This window comes from Acinetobacter legionensis, assembly GCF_057165765.1.
The window spans coordinates 122,095-141,273 of record NZ_CM169896.1 but is presented as its reverse complement, the minus strand read 5'-3'; the positions used below and the strand labels follow the sequence as shown (position 1 = coordinate 141,273).

At 34.5% G+C, this 19,179-nt stretch carries 17 protein-coding genes and 2 pseudogenes; 4 read left to right on the top strand and 15 right to left on the bottom strand.

Translation table 11 applies throughout. The annotated features are described in order from the left end of the window. Positions 1-25: 25 nt before the first annotated feature. The gene (locus AC2G3J_RS00665) at positions 26-646 is read right to left on the bottom strand and encodes a LysE family translocator (protein ID WP_336953761.1); all 621 of its coding nucleotides are present in this window, start codon (positions 644-646) and stop codon (positions 26-28) included. A gap of 72 nt (positions 647-718) precedes the next feature. Next, on the bottom strand, positions 719-1,339 hold the full coding sequence (locus AC2G3J_RS00660; protein WP_004823696.1) for a LysE family transporter: 621 nt from the start codon (positions 1,337-1,339) through the stop codon (positions 719-721). 162 nt (positions 1,340-1,501) lie between these two features. Here AC2G3J_RS00660 and AC2G3J_RS00655 point away from each other — a divergent pair, with 162 nt between their 5' ends. Then, on the top strand, positions 1,502-2,422 hold the full coding sequence (locus tag AC2G3J_RS00655; RefSeq protein WP_483770536.1) for a Dyp-type peroxidase: 921 nt from the start codon (positions 1,502-1,504) through the stop codon (positions 2,420-2,422). Positions 2,423-2,816: 394 nt separating this feature from the next. On the opposite strand, the gene AC2G3J_RS00650 is transcribed toward AC2G3J_RS00655, so the two are convergent. The 11 genes and pseudogenes from AC2G3J_RS00650 to AC2G3J_RS00600 form a co-directional block, all read right to left on the bottom strand. Further along, positions 2,817-3,278 (bottom strand): hypothetical protein, encoded by a 462-nt coding sequence (locus tag AC2G3J_RS00650; protein ID WP_483770535.1) that lies wholly within the window; start codon positions 3,276-3,278, stop codon positions 2,817-2,819. Positions 3,279-3,334: 56 nt separating this feature from the next. Then, positions 3,335-3,493, bottom strand: a pseudogene (locus AC2G3J_RS00645) (IS5/IS1182 family transposase); the annotation flags it as partial. Between the two features lie 31 nt (positions 3,494-3,524). Beyond that, positions 3,525-3,940: pseudogene (locus AC2G3J_RS00640) on the bottom strand (transposase family protein); the annotation flags it as partial. Between the two features lie 160 nt (positions 3,941-4,100). Further along, positions 4,101-4,625 carry a hypothetical protein gene (locus AC2G3J_RS00635; RefSeq protein WP_336953764.1) on the bottom strand — a complete coding sequence of 175 codons (525 nt, stop codon included), beginning with the start codon at positions 4,623-4,625 and terminating at the stop codon, positions 4,101-4,103. 121 nt (positions 4,626-4,746) lie between these two features. Then, complete coding sequence (locus AC2G3J_RS00630) at positions 4,747-5,121, bottom strand: lysozyme inhibitor LprI family protein (protein ID WP_336953765.1); 375 nt, start codon at positions 5,119-5,121, stop codon at positions 4,747-4,749. A 225-nt stretch (positions 5,122-5,346) separates the two neighbouring features. Continuing rightward, complete coding sequence (locus AC2G3J_RS00625; RefSeq protein WP_483770534.1) at positions 5,347-6,147, bottom strand: hypothetical protein; 801 nt, start codon at positions 6,145-6,147, stop codon at positions 5,347-5,349. 267 nt (positions 6,148-6,414) lie between these two features. Beyond that, positions 6,415-6,939, bottom strand: a complete 525-nt coding sequence (locus AC2G3J_RS00620; RefSeq protein WP_199959315.1) for a hypothetical protein — start codon at positions 6,937-6,939, stop codon at positions 6,415-6,417. Between the two features lie 9 nt (positions 6,940-6,948). Continuing rightward, positions 6,949-9,090 carry a glycoside hydrolase family 73 protein gene (locus tag AC2G3J_RS00615; RefSeq protein ID WP_483770533.1) on the bottom strand — a complete coding sequence of 714 codons (2,142 nt, stop codon included), beginning with the start codon at positions 9,088-9,090 and terminating at the stop codon, positions 6,949-6,951. Then, positions 9,091-9,540 carry a hypothetical protein gene (locus AC2G3J_RS00610; protein WP_199959319.1) on the bottom strand — a complete coding sequence of 150 codons (450 nt, stop codon included), beginning with the start codon at positions 9,538-9,540 and terminating at the stop codon, positions 9,091-9,093. After that, positions 9,540-12,866, bottom strand: a complete 3,327-nt coding sequence (locus AC2G3J_RS00605; RefSeq protein ID WP_419328316.1) for a type VI secretion system Vgr family protein — start codon at positions 12,864-12,866, stop codon at positions 9,540-9,542. The genes AC2G3J_RS00610 and AC2G3J_RS00605 overlap by 1 nt, the downstream gene beginning before the upstream one ends. A gap of 173 nt (positions 12,867-13,039) precedes the next feature. After that, complete coding sequence (locus AC2G3J_RS00600) at positions 13,040-14,737, bottom strand: NAD-dependent malic enzyme (RefSeq protein ID WP_419328317.1); 1,698 nt, start codon at positions 14,735-14,737, stop codon at positions 13,040-13,042. Between the two features lie 324 nt (positions 14,738-15,061). On the opposite strand from AC2G3J_RS00600, the gene AC2G3J_RS00595 reads away from it, so the two are divergent. Next, positions 15,062-15,658, top strand: a complete 597-nt coding sequence (locus tag AC2G3J_RS00595; protein ID WP_483770532.1) for a YfjT/YkfB family phage-associated protein — start codon at positions 15,062-15,064, stop codon at positions 15,656-15,658. Between the two features lie 5 nt (positions 15,659-15,663). On the opposite strand, the gene AC2G3J_RS00590 is transcribed toward AC2G3J_RS00595, so the two are convergent. Together AC2G3J_RS00590 and AC2G3J_RS00585 are read right to left on the bottom strand one after the other, a co-directional pair. Then, positions 15,664-15,933 (bottom strand): DUF2798 domain-containing protein, encoded by a 270-nt coding sequence (locus AC2G3J_RS00590; RefSeq protein ID WP_483770531.1) that lies wholly within the window; start codon positions 15,931-15,933, stop codon positions 15,664-15,666. 58 nt (positions 15,934-15,991) lie between these two features. Beyond that, complete coding sequence (locus AC2G3J_RS00585; protein ID WP_483770530.1) at positions 15,992-16,411, bottom strand: hypothetical protein; 420 nt, start codon at positions 16,409-16,411, stop codon at positions 15,992-15,994. 195 nt (positions 16,412-16,606) lie between these two features. Here AC2G3J_RS00585 and argS point away from each other — a divergent pair, with 195 nt between their 5' ends. Together argS and AC2G3J_RS00575 are read left to right on the top strand one after the other, a co-directional pair. Beyond that, complete coding sequence (gene argS / locus AC2G3J_RS00580; RefSeq protein WP_483770529.1) at positions 16,607-18,397, top strand: arginine--tRNA ligase; 1,791 nt, start codon at positions 16,607-16,609, stop codon at positions 18,395-18,397. Positions 18,398-18,542: 145 nt separating this feature from the next. After that, positions 18,543-19,136, top strand: a complete 594-nt coding sequence (locus tag AC2G3J_RS00575) for an SPOR domain-containing protein (protein WP_336953772.1) — start codon at positions 18,543-18,545, stop codon at positions 19,134-19,136. The last annotated feature ends 43 nt before the right edge of the window (positions 19,137-19,179 follow it).

Genomic DNA, 19,179 nt, shown 5'->3' with positions numbered 1-19,179 from the left:
TCCATCTTTAGGCCCCAATCAATATTTAAACCATGCTTTTTAACGAAACATATAACCCATATACAGCAATGACAATCAGAATTAATCCACAAAGCCCTAATATTTTTGGATAAATTTGACTTTTAGAAAGTTTATTAAACGACAGATAGACCAAAGATAACGTGAGAAAATCTAAAATAATCCATGTCACGACTAAGATAACCAGACTGGTATTTATATCAGCATGAATATGAATAAACTGCGGAAAAAATGATGAAAAGAAAATGATATCTTTAGGATTTGAGATACCCACTAAAAAACCTTTGCTAAGACCACCATCTACAGGCGACAACATTGTATTGAGTTGATGCTCCTGCTGAGATAATACCTCTTTTAGAATTCCATAACCTAGATAGGCAATATAAAGACATCCTAAAACTTTAATGATCAAGAAAAGCGCTTCATTGACACTAAACATGCCCTTTAAAATTAAAATAGAAGCTGTGATCAATACCAAAGAGGCCAAATTTGTCCCAATAATGGTCAGTAAAGACTGTCGGTAGCCACCTTTTAAACCTGCACTTGCAACCAAGATCATGACTGGACCAGGCGTTGCAATCATGATAATCACACTAATGGCATACAGATAAAATTCTAAATAATTCAAAGCATCCTCGAAACAATGGCTTATTTATATGATCAAATCTCTAACATATCAAGCAGTTAATCGCCTATATTTTTATTGGTGAACCAAACTCAATAAGCCAGCGGCACAACTAAACAATACGGCAAAAGTACGGTTCATATATTTTTGTTGTTTGGGTGATTTTAATAGTCTTAACACTTTGGCTGCCAATCCCGTATAACCAGCCATGACTATCAAATCAATCGTGATCATGGTCACTGCCATAATCACATATTGAATCCATTGTGGTTTAGACAAGTCTAGAAATTGTGGCAAAACAGCAAGTAAAAAGACGATGGCTTTTGGATTACTGATATTGACAATAAAGCCATATAAGATCAGCTTGGGAATAGATTTTGTCGGTTGCTCAGTCGGGATATCTATCGACTGTGTTTTCGTTGTCCATTGTATGTAAGCTAAATACAATAAATATAAAACCCCAAACCATTTCACCACGAAAAATGCCAATGGTGTGGTTGCAAATAATACCCCAACACCTGCTGCGACAATCGCAATTTGAACCAACAATGCCAGTTGTAAACCGATTGCATTCCAATAACCACGGCGAAAACCATAATTAAGACCGCTCGACATAGACGCGATCGCACCCGCACCAGGTGAAATACTGATCACCCAGCACGCCAACATATAGGCAAACCAGACTTGATACGACATAACAAAAGAATAGAAAACTTTGAACACGCTATTATAGCGGTTTTAAAACGATACATTTCGATTAATTTAATTGGTAAAAAGTATAAGACTTTACTATTCAGCTGTTACTTGATCATGCACAATAAGAGGATTGATAAATAAAAATTGAGGAGCCATCACCATATGACAGCCCAATCTGTAATTCTACCTTTACCTTCTAACCATGCTCGTTTCATTGTTTTAAATTTAAAAAATCTGTCTATTGATGGTTTAAAAGAACAACTCAATGCGTTGTTAAGTACACGTGATCGCTTGATCACTCAACACCCCGAAGCTGAGATTAAAACCTCAATCGCTTTTGGTCCTGAACTTTGGGCAAAACTTTATCACACAACTCCTGAAGGGTTTAAACAGTTAGAACCGATTCAAGGTGCATTTCAAATGCCCGTTGTTCCTGCTGATGTTCTGATTCATATTGCTTCTGCACGCACGGACATTTGTTTTGCACTGAGCCAATCCTTTTTTGATGGTATCCAAGATCAAGTTGAGGTTTTAGACGAACGTGTATGTTTCCGTTATCTCGATGGTCGTGACCTGACTGGTTTTATTGATGGTACAGAAAACCCTCAATTTCCTGATGATCGTGCGGAGACTGCGTTATTAGGTGAAGATTCAGGTATTTTTGAAGATGGTTCTTTTATTTTTGCACAACGTTATGTACATGAACTTGAAAAGTGGAAACGTTTAAAAGTTGATGCACAGGAAAATGTGATTGGTCGTTCTAAATTAGAAAGTATAGAGATGGACGATGAACACAAACCTGAAAATGCCCATATTGCTCGTGTTGTCATTGAAGATAATGAAGGTGAAGAATTAGAAATTCTGCGTCACTCTCTTCCTTATGGTGATGGTCAAGGTGAGCAAGGTCTATTTTTTATTGCCTATACCAAAGACTTAACCCGTATTGATCGTATGTTAGTCAATATGTTTGGTACTCAAGGCGATGGGATTCATGACCGTTTGCTGCACTTTGTAACACCTATCGATGGTGCTTATTTCTTTGCACCGAATGAAGAAGTGTTGGAAGAGATTTTGGAAGATTGATAGAAATCCATTAAATAAGCAGCTTTATAAAGCTGCTTATTAATTTAAAAAATAATCTCAACATTCTGAAAATTATATTATTTTTCATTAATCAAGGTGTTCATTTTCTATTAAGAACAGCCGACTATCAAAAATAAAATAAAGAAAAAAGGTTTTTCCCTAAACTAAATATCATCAATAGACTTCTTTCATAAGTGCTTTTTAAAACCATAAATCAACATAAAAGCACCCTCATCGTAACCTTCTCCCATAGGGAGAAGGAACTTTCAATACCAATATAATTCACTCCACATGATCTTTTTTTTATTTATGAAAGATCTTTAATATAGGCTTCCTATAAATGTAAATAGCATTGAATAACTGGGCTCCTAATTTACATTAAAGCCCAGAACTTTTATAATTTTTCTTTTATCGTTTTTCCATTTTTGATATAAATTAAATTATAGTTTTTATCTATAATAAACTTTGTTTTTTCAGATAAACTTTTTTCTGTGACAACTCCAAATTTATCAACAATATTTATATTTAAAAGTGTTTCGCTTTCATCTGAAAAAGGCGAAATAACTATCAACTTCCCATCACTACTTTCAGGTAGAACAACCCCACGCCCATACTGAGAATTTATAAAATTATAAGCATGAGTAAGTTTACTAGAAGAAATTAAATTTACTGATTGGCAATTATCTTTAGAGTTATTTTCCAAACATTTCAAATGATCTTGAGAGTTATAAGGTAAATGCGTTATCTCTAAACCATCACTATTTTTATCTTTTTGCTTAATATTATCCGCACCAGCATAAGTGCTAAAACTTAAGAAAATAATAATAAATATCTTTTGGTAAATACTTTTAAACAAGTTGAATTCCTTCGAAATATTTAGGATCTGTTGACATTTAGGGTTCATAATTTAACCTACAAGTGGAGCCATAAAAATATGCAAGCTAATGCAACAGAAATTTCATAGTTCCGTTTTAATTTGTCATATCAAGTGGCTATTTCTCAAAACTACTTTAATCTACAAAACATATTTTCTACTAAATGCCTGACTTTATATAAATAACAATCTATATGCTATATGGTCATTGTTTGATTAGCTATTGGATTTTTTCTTTTTACCATTATACAACTTAATTTTTTTGTTTAGGACGTTCTATCTCAGATTCTGTTACCTCAACAATAACAAAGTCATGATCTGTAATGTATTGATTTCTTTTAGGTAATAAAAATACTCTAGACTGTATAAGCCAGTTCTCAATTTTTTGGATGGTTCGATTAACGTTGCTTTCAGCTATTGCAAACTCAGCAGACAATTCAAGCTGAATACTATAAGATCATAAGTACTTCAATGTTAATAACAATTGATCTTCAATTGCTAAGTTGTGAGGACGGCCAAATTTTTTTCTTAAAACGCTCAGCCTCTTGTAAAACGAGATCCATTTTACAAAATAAAGGACATGTCACTCCGACTAAACGTTTGAACTCAATATCATCGAACTTTGTTAAATTTTCATATCTCATAAAGCTATTATAAACAATTTATACTTTCGCAAGAAGTCTAATATAATTTTTGTACTCATAGCAAAAGCATCAACATATGATGCTTTTTCCTTATGGCTATTCATTGAAATTATTAATTAAATTTCATTTTAAAAAAAGTAATATCTAGTATTTTAGACAACTAATTGAAAGGACTTTTACTTTTCATAATAATGCCATCATCAGAAATTTTATAATAGTTTATTTTAGCTAACTTACCATCATAGCTTTTAACCTTAATATTATATTTTTTATCAATCCAGAATTCTGATCCCGTTCCAAAATTCACAGAATGTCCCTTACCATCTTTAAATACATTAAGACTATAATTTTCCACCTCTCCTTCATCAGTAAAATAAGCAATAAAAACCGTTTTATTACAAATATCTGGTAATCTTATCGCTCCTCCAAATGGCACAAAATCACCATGATTTTCTGAAAGTTTTTGTAAAAAACTATTAGAAAATTGAGAGAAGGAAATTGTATTTTCTCTTTTTAATTTACTCTTTGATGAAATAGGCAACATCACAGGGAATGTCTTTTTAAAATTATTTGCTACTATGTTATTTGTATTACATGATTCCTCACTATCATTTGGCTTAGCTAGCGAATTAGTCATATAAATCGAATTCAAAACAACAAGAAATATAATAAATATTTTTTTCATTTTATACTCCAAAATTAATATTAAAGTCCAGTTACCAAAACCCTTAAAAAGATATAACAGTCATAAATAAAAAGGCAAAAGACATCTAACCTCTTTGGTTTATACGTCTTATAAAATTCATTTATTGAGCTAAATAAACTTTATTTAATCGTTTAAGTTCGTCTAGTCTTGCTTTATCAATATCGAGCAAACATGATTCAATTATTATGGTTGCACCATCGCCTTGAGCATTGGTTGCTTCTTCACCCATAAAATCTTTACAGTATGCATTTTTATAAGCTAACCACTTCAATTGAGATATTTGAAATTTTTGCAGATTATCAGTCGATTCCTCAATATTAAGGATCACTTTTTTCATTTCATTAGTGACAGCCTTTGAACTACTTCTAATACATATGAGGCTTTCATCATCATTTTTACAGGAAGTGTTAGGTTGAGCAAATGCAAGACCACCCATACTGAATAACAGCAAGGATATTAAGATTAATTTTTTCATAGACACCCATTATAGCAATTAAAGATAGAAAGCCTTCAGTTTAAATTTTATATGATCGAAATCGAAAGTTTCTCTATATTTTAAATGAAAAAGCAACTTTATGAAGCTGCTTTTCATCCAGAAATTAACTATAAATATTATAGATTAATTTAATTTTATATTTTTATTATTCCCCGCAGAATCTTTATAGCTTAAGTTATATTTACCATCAATAGCATAGCTTTCTTAAAGATTATAAACTTCTATCTTTGGCTTTATTTTAATCAAATAGAATAAAGTCGTCGATCCATTATCTGTGTCATGATATTTTTCACCAATCACAAATTGTGAATCTCCTATATCTGGTATAAATTTAACTCCATCTAAATTTAAATTATTAATTTTATTCTGGCTTAAGATCGTATGAATTTCTGGCGACATATTTTTCACATCGTTCAAACTATATACATGATTTTCCAAATCACTTAGCTTCTCACATTTACTTTCAGAGTTGCTTTTTAAACACTTCAAGAAGTAATTTGAAGCATTAGGAATTAATATCTTTTTTAAATTGCTTTCTTTAGTACTTTTGGGTAAATTTTCAGAAATATTTATTTTTACAAAACTTCCATTTATCACCTTAAAACACAACTTTGAATGACTGTAATCATCTCTATATGCATAAAAATCGCCTGTAACACACAAGCTATCATTATTCACCGAATAATCAAATTTAGACTTATAACCTATTTGATAATTTAAAGGGTAGACCTTTAAATCCTTCTGATTAAGTGCAACTAGTCGATAATATTTTCCATCATTTATTTTAATTATCGTATAATTTTTATTAAAATCCACTTTATTTCCAACACTCTTCTTATATAAGTCTAATTTATCTGCTTTGCAATAGTAATTCTCTATATCATAATCGAAACCACAACGTTCAACTTTTAATTTTAATACCGCATCCTTTTCAACTGATTTTGCACTACAACCTGTAATAACAAATAAACTTAAAAATATTAATACACTAAACTGTTTTTCCATTTTCTATCTCACTTTTTTCTATTGATAATTTTTATAAAATTTTTCCTAGAATCTGGATTTTCATGATTAGCAGTAATCTCATAATCTAATTTAAATCACCTGAAACATAATAACCATATTATTAAGTATCTCATTTTTTACAAAAATTAATATCAAAATAATTTATTATTTTCCATTGAAAATTATGACAAAAAATTTATAAAAATATTAAAAAAAAGAGTATTCTTAATACTCTTTTTAATGCTAGAATCATATTCTCTCTTTGACTCAATCCTTCTGTTTCAATTTTTCTTCCAAGTTAGATCCATCTGGATAAATAATATTTGAAATCAAACACTTCCCATCACAATCTAATAAAATTATTAATTTACTTTTATTATCAAATAAAACATTTACAGTTTTATCATTTTGCTTTGTGACATTTGACAATACGATTTTATCTTGACTATTATAAAATGGGTCCATATCCAAGTTACAGACATAACCTTCTTGCGTACATTTAATATCCTCTAAAATCAATAATTTCAATTTTTTTGTTAAAAATTCATCACCATGCTTTGATATAAAATCACTCAATTTATTTTCGTTATTTCCACCCAAATCAAAAGGAGAATATATTTTATAAAAGTTTAAAATAAAAGATACTATATCAACTTCATTATGGTTTATACTTTCTTTACTTATAGAATCCAATTTTTCTTTAGACTCATGTGCAGCATGTTTTGAATCACAACCAAAACAAAAAAAAGTTAAAAAAATTACATATAGCAGTTTTTTAAAATCAGTAAGCATATTTATCCTCTAATCATAATACCGAAAAACTCTGTAGCTAATGGCAGGTCGCCCTCTATAGATATTTATTCCATTTTGTCTAAAGTCCGATATCCATTGAGATCCATCATAACCAGAAATATGTCCATGCACGTGTGATCCAAATCTATCAATAATATATATATCACCTATTTGTGGTGTATATCCTTCTTTATCTACTTCTCTAAATTCATTTTCCTGCATAACTCTTACATATTGATAAGCAGAACCAGGTCTAGGATTAACTTTTCCGCCAGCTGCTTCAAAAGCTAATCGTACATACATTGCACATAATCCACGACTTTTTGCTGTAGAGTTTGCTCTTAAAGTTTGGGCAAAAATTGCTTTATTAAATTTACCTTTAGATTTTGTTATATAAATCTTAATAGGAGACATATTTTCAATTACAGTATACTTCTCAATTAATATTTTATTGCCACTTTTATACTTTATACTTATTTCCTGATTTATCTCACATTTATGTAATTTACGCCCATTACTTCCACTGATATGAACACGGGATTGCCCTTTATAAACTATTTCATAACTTAAATTAGATGCTAGCGCTTTTGTAGTGTCTAAATAAGTTTCAACTTCAAATGTACCTTCTTTACTGACTAATTTAATAGGATGTCCGTTATTTCCACGCACATCATTTTGTGATATTGGGGCAGTTTTATTTTTTGAAACAACAATATCTCCATCTGTTTTTAATGGTGGAGTTGTTGTTGGTTTAGTCAAAATAGGTTTTTCATATTTTTCAAACAAAGCTCGCTTATAAAATAAAACTTTATTATCAAAATATGTTTCTGGCAATACAATCTGACCTGAAGGTATAGTTAATTTCACTCCAAATCCAGCTAAGCCTTTTAAAATGATTGTACCGTCATTTCTTGTGTATTTATTTTTCTTTGAACCTCTATATTCTGAAATAATATGATAATTTTCCATTGCCTTTGTTGAAGAGTGGTCCATTACCAATACTTTTATTTCTCTAATAGGAATTTTAATGACTTTTAATACATTTTCTTGAACATTAAATTCTTCAATTTTTTGATTTAATTTTCCAAAAGAATCTTTAACGTAAATCACTATTTTTTCACCAGATTCTGCACGAATCTGTTCTTCACCGTTACTATCAGCAACATGTTCTTTCATTTTATTTTTGTAAAAAATTCCATATGAAAAGTTTTCAATACTTTTATTAGTATCATTTTCTACAAATTTTATTTTAAAAGAAGTCAGTCCCTTATCAGCACTTGATGTTGGTGTAGAAGTTTGCGTTTGCCTTGAAGTTTCTACAGCATTTTCTCTCCTAGAAGGACTACCATTATGTTGGTCTAATTTATCAGCTATAGGAGTTGATGCTTTGGTAATTTTAATATTTATTGGAGCTTTAGCTGAAGGAATTTTAGCTGGAACAATAATATTATCTTTCTTAAAGCTAATAGTTCCATTTGGCTTTACAACTATACCTTTAATAATCGCATTACTATCCGTGATTTTCGTTACCCTGATATTTCCATCTATAACAATTTCAACTTCTTTATTTGCTTCTTTGCTATTATCATCATCCAAGAATACAGCATTCACAATAGTGCATTGTCCGTTAGATTCACCTCTGGCTATCGCCCTTCTCATTGAAGGTCCTCTAAACACTTCTATTAATTTATCTGCATATACTAATTCAAAATTCCCCGTAGCTTTATTTTTTTCTTTATGTGTAGCATATCCTGCATCTTCTAATGCTTGGGCTTCCCTTTCAAATATACCTCTTACACCATTACTGAAAAATTTATGATATCTTTGATTTTCTTCTAAAAATTTAACTCTATCTTCAATTGCTTCATCAAAATCTTTATAATTTCTAAAATCATGGTATTCCTGCACACGCTTTCCATTAGGTTTATCTTCCCAGACTAAATGTTTACTTTTAGGACCCTTCCAACTCCTATCTGCTTTTATATTAAATATATTATTAGTACCTACTAATATATTTTCTCCCCATCCAGTTTCTTGGGCTGCTTGAGCTAATATAGTCTCCCAACTCACATTTTTTTTGAATGCTATCCTCCTCACAGAACAATAGATTGAGGAAATAAAGTTTAGTTTATCTTCGTATGTATAAGCCATTTATTTTACCTCAGTCGCATATTTATTATATTTCAAATTTTCTGACTTATCTGCACAACTATAAAGGACTTCTAATTTATTGTTTTTTTTATAAAAACCATCATCAATCTCACAAGTCCATTTTTTATTTATAAATTTATGTTCATTTAAGCTTCCAAATTTATCAAAAATACTTACAACCAAGATTGATTGAGCTAATGTATTTGCAGGATGAGTAATTGAACTAGATAAAATATAATATTTATTATTTTTAAAAGCGCAATCCTGTATAGTAGTTTCAAAATAATCAGGCTTAACTTCAAATTTCGTGTAGCCTTTAGCTTTCCCTAATTTTATGAAGGAGACATTTGCAGGAATCGTATCATCAAACTGAACTTTATAATCACACTTTTCAGCTGCTAAAGCAGAACTAGCTATAAACAATAATAAAATCGATACTACCTTATTCATTACTCACCCCCATTATTTTCATCAATATCGTCTTCACTGCCAACTTCATTTAGGCAACTGAATAACTCATCATCCGGATCTAATAAACTTATAAACATTGTTCCATTTTCTCCATTTTCGCTATCAATAAATCTAAATTCTATATGATCGGAAGTGTCTGAAAATAAACGATTTGTCCTAAATTCATCTAATTCACCAATATATTCTACTTTTTTCGTTTGATTAATAATTTTATAGTTTAATTCTGTATTCAAGAGATTTTCTGGTACAAGATTTTTTAAATCAATGCGTTTACTATACATCCCACTCTCAGGCATTTTCGGCAATTGCGCATTCACCGTTGCTCCACTGGTAAACAACTGTTGTCCAGATTTCACCTCAAACTTTCCACCAGTTTTAATAAAGACACCACTACCATTAACCACCAGCTGAGTACCACCCGCTTTTAGATCAATCTCTTTAGAGCTGGTGAGCTCAATCTTATCTTCAGTTGCAATCAGCTTAATGACTTTCTTCGCAATGATTTCAATCAAATCATCCTGAGCCTGTACTTTTATCGGTCCTTTTGCAGCAAAAGCACTTAAACCTTTCTGTGCTGCAAACAAACTAATTTTATCCTGCGCATGACCCACAATATTCTTTTGAGCGCTCATGTTAATCGAACCATTTGCACTTTCAGCTATATCTTGGGAAGCTTGAAGAATAATATCTTCTGGTGTGGTTAATGCAATCCCATTTGGCGAAGCCAATAGCATCAATGCTTGACGGAAAATTTTACCTTGTTCTTGTTTGGCGTTGTCGCTGCTATCTTCCAGACCTTGTGTATAACCCTCCATAAAGCCCTGCAAACTACTCAAAGCCTCCAACGGTTTAATTTCAAGTTTGTTCCCCTTATTGAATGTTCCACAAGTACTCATGATGTCAAAATCTTTGATTTCGACATTGGATAAAACCTTACCCACATTACTAATGGATTCAAAAGGATTAGATTTAATATTATCTTTTAAGCTTGCCAGCTTGCCTTTAATAATATCTGTACCGTGTTCTTCTACATTTTCAATAAACGCTTTTAAGTTTTCAACCGCTTCTTTTGCATCAGAAAAATATTCATTAAATTCATCTACAATGCCTTTTGCATTGCCACCTAAAGCACCAATGTCTTTAATAAATCCACCACAATCTTTTAAAGCATTCAAAGGATCACTACTCACCCCTTCTTTAAATAGATTCAAAGTTGTGTTGAGCGCCTGCCCTGCACTTTTTAACTCAAGTGATTGAATGAACTTAGGCAAACGATTGATGACATTCAATGCATCGGTTTGTTGCTTTACAGCAATCTCACTTAGCACTTTCATACTTTCAGCCCCTTGATTCAACAAAGACTGTGCTTGGGCTGCTTCTAAATGATCTGCAATTGCATTTTCTTGGGCATAGGTTGTGATAAGCATGCCTTTTCCTGCACGCACCGCACCATAAGCATCGGTTCTTAACTCAAAACCTTCACCACGCCCATTGCTGGTTTCCTTATCTTTCGGATGGCTTAAGTTCCCAAGGTTAAGTTGTGTTGCTGCATGACTACTTTGTAGCTGCGTACTGATTTGGCCTGTTGTATCATCAAAGCGGAGTTGGTTAAAACCTGATCCACCCACTTCCGATGAACGAATACCGCTTAGTTTTTTGGTATCAGGCAACTGGCCTTTGATATCAAACATGGTTTGATGACGTTCTGCTTCATGTAAACGTCCCATCACAAATGGACGGTCGACATTGCCATCAAAGAAATCAATAACTACGATTTCACCAATTCGTGGGTGGAATCTTGTGCCATAACCTTCTCCCGCCCAAGAGGTCAATACATCAACCCATGCTGAGTCGGTATCATTGTCATTGGAACCTGCACCACCATCATGACTATTGTCATCGGTACGGGTGAAGAGGAAACGAACTTTGATTCGCCCCCATTGATCGACATAAATCGTTTCGCCTTGCGGGCCAACCACTTTGGCACGTTGTGGAAATGCAGAAGGTCTATGTGCTAAAGGGTTATACTCAGGAACGATCGGAATTCTACGGCGTACCAAGGACAACTCATTGGCTTGACGCTGGTCTTTAATTAAATGGTTCCAATAATTTAAATTAAGCAGCTTGGATAACTGATCTTGTAACTCTTTAGGTAAGTTATTTTGATTGTAAAAAGTCTTACCTAAGATTAAGAACTCACGATCCGAACCATCATGTTGATCAATTTCAGGGTGTTCTCTTAATTCAAACCAATAGCCAACTTGCGCATCGCGCACTGAACTGGTTGCGGTAAAGTATTTGGACTGTAATTCTTGGTATTGTGTTAGTTGGGTATTTAATTTATCAACTTGAGCTGAACTTGAAACTGTGGTTTGGTCTTCACCATTGAGATCACTGGTCCACGCTGGGCTAATTGTCCAAGCCTGCTCTAAACTTAAAGTTTCATTATCTTGTTGATCACTATGTTGGTGATTACTTAACTGGCTATCGCCCTGATCTTGTAAAAGGCTATCCGCTTGCCAACGTTGTACTTGTATTGCTGTTGATTGAATTGAGCGCTGGGCAATGAGGCTGGTGATCGTGTCAAAGCGTTCTGTTGCATGACTGCGATGGAAACGAATACTTCGTCTAGGCATTGCCTCATATTGGGTATTGTCATCAATCAGACGTAATTTCTGTGCCTGAATCTGCGTTGCCGAAATAGGCACAATTCGTACAGACTCATCAACTAACCAGTTAATACCTTCACTGCGCCACAAGCGAGTTAAAAACTCATAATCCGTTTCATTGGCTTGCATTACAAAAGGACGGATATCGTATTGTTTTTTTAAACCACTACTATCCAGACTTAGACTAGCAGAAAATAAGGCGCTTTTCGCTTGCCACTCTTTAAATAAGATTTCCGATATTTCCAGAACACTTTTGTTCATAAAAACACGGCTATTACGACGCTTATGCCAAAGACTAGTTGCATCTTCAAGCGTTAATTTATAAACGCTTAATGCCCCATCACTCTGCCCTTGGCTTGCCCCTGTCACAATTCCAGTGGTTCGGTACAATTCACCAAAATCGGTGACTTGATCAACTGCAACCTGACACCCGATAAATTGTTTTAAAGCAATATGCGCATTGGTTGAAAGGCAGAGTAATTCTGCCTTTAAGCCTTGATTAATCTGTTGTTGCCCCTGTATGCATTGCAAGAATACACTGCTGTTTAAGGCTTGATTTGAGAATTGAACGTGGATCGCTCGTGTTTGTAGTCCCAGGCCAAAACTTTCAAGTAAGGCATTAATATTTCTAAGCATTTTATTTTTTAAATGTTAAATTTTGTATAATACTATTATAACTAATGTTCAAAAATATAAATATACCTAAATTACTTTTTATAAAAAAATTACAAATTACCAAATAAACAACATAATAAATTAGATTAATAAAAAAGGGCGTATAGCCCTTTCTTTACAACATCCAAAAAACTCTAGAACGGAACGCGTTTATAGTCACGATATTCTGGTTTCCAGAAGTTCTGTTCAATACTTTCTAGCAATTGCTCATCACTGATCATCGGTGCTACACCATCTTGAATAGCCGCTTTAGCAACTTTAAACGCGATAATTTTAGATACTTGCTGCAATTCATTTAAATCAGGCAACAAATCTGCGTGGATATCTTGCAACTTCGGTGAACAATCGGCCAAAGCTGAACTTGAAGCCATTAACATATTGTCTGTAACACGGGTTGCTTGAACTGCTACCACACCCAAACCAATGCCAGGGAAGATATAGGAGTTATTGCACTGCGAAATCTGGTAGGTTTCACCATGATAATTTACAGGTGTAAATGGGCTGCCTGTCGCAATCAATGCTTTACCATCTGTCCATTGAATAATATCAGCCGGTACGGCTTCAACTCGTGAAGTTGGGTTGGATAAAGGCAATACAATCGGATATTCACAGTTTTCAGCCAGCGTTTTAATGATTTCTTCTGTAAATAAACCTGGTTGACCGGATACCCCGATCAATACGGTTGGTTTGGCATTTTTCACAACATCAAGCAGTGAAATGATTTCCTCAGCATTGCCCCAATGTGCAACATCTTCAGGTTTCTGCGCAAGTTTACGTTGGAAATCTAATAAGTTTGGCTGATTTTCAGTGATTAAGCCAAAACGATCCACCATAAATACTTTGGCACGTGCCTCAGCATCCGTCAGCCCTTCAGCAACCATCTGTGCAATAATTTGTTCTGCAATACCACAACCTGCGGAACCAGCCCCTAAGAAGGTAATTTTCTGGTCTTTGAGCTGTTTACCTGCGGCTCTACTCGCTGCAATTAAAGTGCCGACGCAAACTGCGGCTGTTCCTTGAATATCGTCATTAAAGCAACAAATCTTATCACGGTATTTTTCAAGTAAAGGCATGGCATTTTTTTGCGCAAAATCTTCGAATTGGATCAGTGCTTTTGGCCAACGACGTTTAACCGCAGCAATCACTTCATCGACAAATTCATAGTATTCATCCCCGCTGATACGAGGTTGCGACCATCCCATATAAATCGGGTCATTCAATAACTGTTGATTATTGGTTCCCACATCAATGGTAATCGGCAATGTGTAAGCAGGACTAATGCCACCACATGCGGTGTAAAGAGATAGTTTTCCAATTGGAATGCCCATACCACCAATACCTTGGTCACCTAAACCAAGAATACGCTCACCATCTGTGATCACAATCACTTTGACATTTTTACGGTTTACGTTGTGAATGATTTCATCAATGTATTTACGGTCAGGATAGGAAAGAAATACTCCACGATGACGGCGATAAATATCGGAGAAACGTTGACATGCTTCACCCACTGTCGGTGTATAGATAATTGGCATCATCTCACTTAAGTGGTTTTCAATCAGGTGGTAAAACAGCGTTTCATTGGTGTCTTGAATATTTCGTAAATAAATATGCTTATTGATCGCTTCACTGAAAGAACAGAACTGTTGGTATGAACGTTGACTTTGTTCCTCGATACTTTCGATCACATGAGGAATTAAACCGTGTAAGTTAAATTGAGTTCGTTCTTCTTCTGTGAAGGCTGAACCTTTATTTAATAAAGGCAGCTCTAATAAGGCATTACCTGCATAATGAATATATAGAGGATATTTTTTCAGGGTTTCCGTTGGCATTTCCATTCTCATTGAAGCAGACTGCCTGCTTCTATCTTTTGCTAAGCTACGACTTTGGTCTGATACAAGCTTAAGCCTATTTTAGACCAAATGGGTATTTAGATACGTGATAATGATATTCAAAGTATTTTACAGAATGATAAATTATTCTCAGTTTTACGGATCAAATTCTCATTTTTATGCAATCTAATATTTTGCCCAAAAATAATAAGCCATGATCCCGCCATTAAAACTGCATATTTGTGCGCAATTTTGATCAATCATTGATTTTTTTTCTGTTTAGATTTATTTTGTTTAAAATACGATGAAGCTAAACCAATAACAATGAACACAAAGATCTCTCTACTCCTTCTTAGCACAGTCATTGCATGTACTGGCTGCCAAACTGCAAAAAAAGTATCTTCTGGTGTTTCTAAAACCACTGAAAAAGTCAAAAGTATGGTGGGCTTAGGCGAAGCCAAAGTTCCAGAAGTTGATCAACAAGGTGTGGTTGATGTCAGTAAAGCCACCCTCGAAAAACTAGAACAAATGAAAATCAATATGCCCACTGGACAATGGGTCTATATTGAAAATGATCTTCAAGGTATTTACACCTTACAAAACAAATCCAGTGATGGAAACGTCCTATATTTGCGTTTGAATTGTAAGATTCCTTCGCAGAAGTCTGGTTTTACAATTGAAGATAAAGACGGCAAAGAGCTACTCAAAGCACATGATGCGCAAATGGGTCAAGTTCAATTCTTAATCGACAATAAAAACTATGGCAATCCATTTGACTTAGTCAATGCGAAAAAAATGCCAACATTTAAAACAGCACTGAGCAAAGCCAAAGTGATTAAAATCTTTAACAATTCCAAACTTTACACTTTTACAAATGACCATGCTGAATTACTCAGTAAACCTGTCACATGTAAAGAGTAGATCCATTATTTAGGCATATCCACAAATACGGCGGTTAAACGTCGTACTAAGGGTAAAACAATCAGAACCACAGGATATGCCACAGCCCATGATACCAGCCATACAGCAAGCCATTTGGCCCAAAATCCGTTAATCAAACCCACATTGATCAACATATTAATCAATGACACCATGCCACTCATTAAACAAGATAAGAACAACGGCATAATCCATGCTGCAAATTTTGCAGGGAGTTTTGGGATATTGCCAATAATTGTGGGGGGAGTATTTGACATATATCGCTCTAAATTTACCAACAGGACACATTTTATTCTTTTAATGGGCCTGAAACAATTAATCCCTCCACATAACATCGGCCACATTTTGCCATTTAATTTGATTAGACAAATTTAAAGGCTGATCATAGAGCTCAGATATGACATTGATTGCTTCATTGAGTGAAATAATTGAATTTAAAGGGAGCCACGTCTCATCACCAACATCAAATAATGCTAAGTTCAGATCTTCATTGCAAGACAACCACGACTCACCTTGTTGGACAGTAGGGATATTCTTATCGTAACGTAAAATCAAATGAGTCGTATCTACCCACCAAAACAATAAAATGATCTGACCTTGTTTTGGCATATTTAGCATAAGATAACCTGAATTTGAATATTCAAAGTCTGTGGCCTGAATCTCCAGAAACAACTGTATAACTTGGTCTTTTTCTATATTCTCATGATCAATTTGATCTAAAAAATTCACAAACATATTTTTTTATCCGGTGATTAAAGCAGTGTAATCCGTCAAGTCCATTTGAAATCTAAACACCAATACACAGTGAAATCGAGCATACTGCCATTTTTCTTATCGAATAAGTTTTATTCTATACAAATGCATTCACCTAAAAGGCGCAAAATTTGCTATATTTAGCGTTTTTCTGCGACATTTATTTCTCTATAGATTATGAATACGGCCATACAAGCAGCTCTTGATCATGCAGTGCAATCCCTACAAGCTGAAGGGACTCTTCCATCTGACTGGAAAAACACGAGTGTTTTAACGCGAACTAAAGACCGAAGCCACGGTGATTTCGCATCAAACATTGCCATGATGGGCGCTAAAGTTGCTGGTATGAAACCACGTGATCTTGCAGAGAAAATTTTGGCAAATTTACCTGAAGTGGTCGATATTGCCAAAGCTGAAATTGCGGGTCCGGGTTTTATCAACTTCTTTTTAAATGCCGATCAGCGCTTTACCGTGCTGGATCAGATCCAAGCACAAAAGGAACAATTTGGTAAAACCCAAGCAAATGCAGCCAAGAAAATTCAGGTTGAATTCGTTTCTGCAAACCCAACCTCTAGCCTGCATGTAGGTCATGGTCGTGGTGCTGCATATGGTATGACTGTTGCAAACTTACTTGAAGCAACAGGTGCCAAAGTTGAACGTGAATATTATGTCAATGATGCTGGCCGTCAAATGGACATCCTCGCTACATCAACTTATTTACGTTATTTAGAATTAAGAGGACAAACTTTAGTTTTCCCTAAAAATGCTTATCAAGGCGACTACGTTAAAGAAATCGCCCAAGGTATCATCGACAAACACGCTGATGCTTATGTGCGTAGTGTGGCTGATGTTTACAAAGATGTTCCTGAAGATGTGCAATATGCTGAAGAGCTTGATGCTGATGGCAATAAAGTGGTTATTTCAGGCGATAAAGAAAAACACATTGACTGCTTAATTCACAACTCACAAGCTTTAGTGGGTGAAGGTTATCGTGTATTCCATCAAGCAGCATTACATGCCATTTTAGATGATATTAAAGATGACCTTGGTGAGTTTGGCGTAACCTTTAATCACTGGTTTAGTGAAGCATCATTGGCTGAAAAAATTGATGAAGCCTTACAAACCTTAGATCAACGTGGTTTTCTTTATGAAAAAGATGGCAACATTTGGTTTAAATCAACTGAATTTGGCGATGAAAAAGACCGTGTAGTCAAACGTCGTAATGGACAAACCACGTACTTTGCCTCTGACATTGCCTATCATTTAAATAAATTACAACGTGGCTTTACTGACCTTGTTGATATTTGGGGTTCAGACCATCATGGCTATATTGCACGTGTTAAAGCTGCAATTGATGCGATGGGCTATGACTCATCTAAATTGACTGTACTTTTAGTGCAGTTCGTCAGCTTATGGCGTGGTGGTGAGATGGTACAAATGTCATCTCGCTCAGGTCAATTCGTGACATTACGCGACCTTCGTAAAGAAGTTGGCAATGATGCAGCACGTTTTTATTATGTAATGCGTAAATCTGAACAGCACATTGATTTCGATTTAGATTTAGCGGTATCTCAAAGCAAAGACAATGCCGTGTATTATATTCAATATGCGCATGCTCGTATTTGCCGTATGTTAGAAAAAGCAGCAACAACAAATATTCAATTTGATACTGAAAATGCACGTCAATTTGCTGCAAAATTAGAACTTGATGCTGAAACTGAAATTTTAGCGAAACTCGCGGCTTATCCTGAAGTCCTTATTCGCGCTGCAAATAATTATGAACCTCATCAAGTCGGTAATTATTTGAAAGAACTTGCTGCTTTATTCCATGGTTGGTACAACGAGAATAAAGTATTAAGTGATGATGCCGAATTAACTCAAGCGCGTTTATTGCTTTCAGCAAATATAAAACAAGTCTTACATAATGGTCTTGAATTATTGGGTGTATCTGCACCTGAAAGTATGTAAGTCAAGAGTTGCTTTACATTTTCCCAAGACCCAGGTCTGGCTCAAAGTAAGCATTGAAGTGTGTAATAAATCATTACTTTACATCGTGTTCATGCAAAACTATGCTTGAACACGATCAAAGCAATACATAATAAGAGGGTTCCACGTGTTTGGAAAAACGCAACGCGGTGTTTCAGAAAGGCCAACCAAACCTAAACAACCATTGATTCCTAAATGGTTAGGGATGCTTGTCGTCATTTTAATCGTGTTAAGTTTTGGTGTCGCACTGATGCTCTGGAAACCGTGGGCGCCCGTCCAACCCAAAAATGAAATCACGTCTGAGCATTATCAAGAAGATACCAACAAAGACTATCGTTTTTATGATCTGTTACCACAACAACAAGTTACCCCTATTCCTGAACAAGCTGTTCCTGAAAGCAGAAATCAACAACAACCTGTAATTGTTGAAGCACCTTCTCAGTCTGAAAATGTCAATGTTGGGGTAAACGCTGAAAGCACAACGCCTGTTCAACCTGAATATATTCTACAGGTTCGTAGTTATGATGATCCTGATGCTGCTGATGCACGTCGTGCTGAAATTATCTTAAATGGCTTATCTGCTGATGTGATGCAAAGTACAGAAGGTGGAAAAACTTGGTATCGTGTGATTTCAGGCCCTTATGAATCACAAAATGCAGCAGTGATTGCACAACAAACCTTACAACATAGCGGTATTGACTCTATTGTAGTTAAACGCTAATCCTTTTTTATGGCATTGCCTGATCTATAAATCACAAAAAAGG

Excerpts from the sequence above, each read along its gene's own strand:
- AC2G3J_RS00660 (WP_004823696.1), bottom strand. The coding sequence starts at position 1,339 with ATGTCGTATCAAGTCTGGTTTGCCTATATGTTGGCGTGCTGGGTGATC.
- AC2G3J_RS00655 (WP_483770536.1), top strand. The coding sequence starts at position 1,502 with ATGACAGCCCAATCTGTAATTCTACCTTTACCTTCTAACCATGCTCGT.
- AC2G3J_RS00635 (WP_336953764.1), bottom strand. The coding sequence starts at position 4,625 with ATGAAAAAAATATTTATTATATTTCTTGTTGTTTTGAATTCGATTTAT.
- AC2G3J_RS00630 (WP_336953765.1), bottom strand. The coding sequence starts at position 5,121 with ATGAAAAAATTAATCTTAATATCCTTGCTGTTATTCAGTATGGGTGGT.
- AC2G3J_RS00625 (WP_483770534.1), bottom strand. The coding sequence starts at position 6,147 with ATGGAAAAACAGTTTAGTGTATTAATATTTTTAAGTTTATTTGTTATT.
- AC2G3J_RS00620 (WP_199959315.1), bottom strand. The coding sequence starts at position 6,939 with ATGCTTACTGATTTTAAAAAACTGCTATATGTAATTTTTTTAACTTTT.
- AC2G3J_RS00615 (WP_483770533.1), bottom strand. The coding sequence starts at position 9,090 with ATGGCTTATACATACGAAGATAAACTAAACTTTATTTCCTCAATCTAT.
- AC2G3J_RS00610 (WP_199959319.1), bottom strand. The coding sequence starts at position 9,540 with ATGAATAAGGTAGTATCGATTTTATTATTGTTTATAGCTAGTTCTGCT.
- AC2G3J_RS00605 (WP_419328316.1), bottom strand. The coding sequence starts at position 12,866 with ATGCTTAGAAATATTAATGCCTTACTTGAAAGTTTTGGCCTGGGACTA.
- AC2G3J_RS00600 (WP_419328317.1), bottom strand. The coding sequence starts at position 14,737 with ATGCCAACGGAAACCCTGAAAAAATATCCTCTATATATTCATTATGCA.
- AC2G3J_RS00595 (WP_483770532.1), top strand. The coding sequence starts at position 15,062 with ATGAACACAAAGATCTCTCTACTCCTTCTTAGCACAGTCATTGCATGT.
- AC2G3J_RS00590 (WP_483770531.1), bottom strand. The coding sequence starts at position 15,933 with ATGTCAAATACTCCCCCCACAATTATTGGCAATATCCCAAAACTCCCT.
- AC2G3J_RS00585 (WP_483770530.1), bottom strand. The coding sequence starts at position 16,411 with ATGTTTGTGAATTTTTTAGATCAAATTGATCATGAGAATATAGAAAAA.
- argS (WP_483770529.1), top strand. The coding sequence starts at position 16,607 with ATGAATACGGCCATACAAGCAGCTCTTGATCATGCAGTGCAATCCCTA.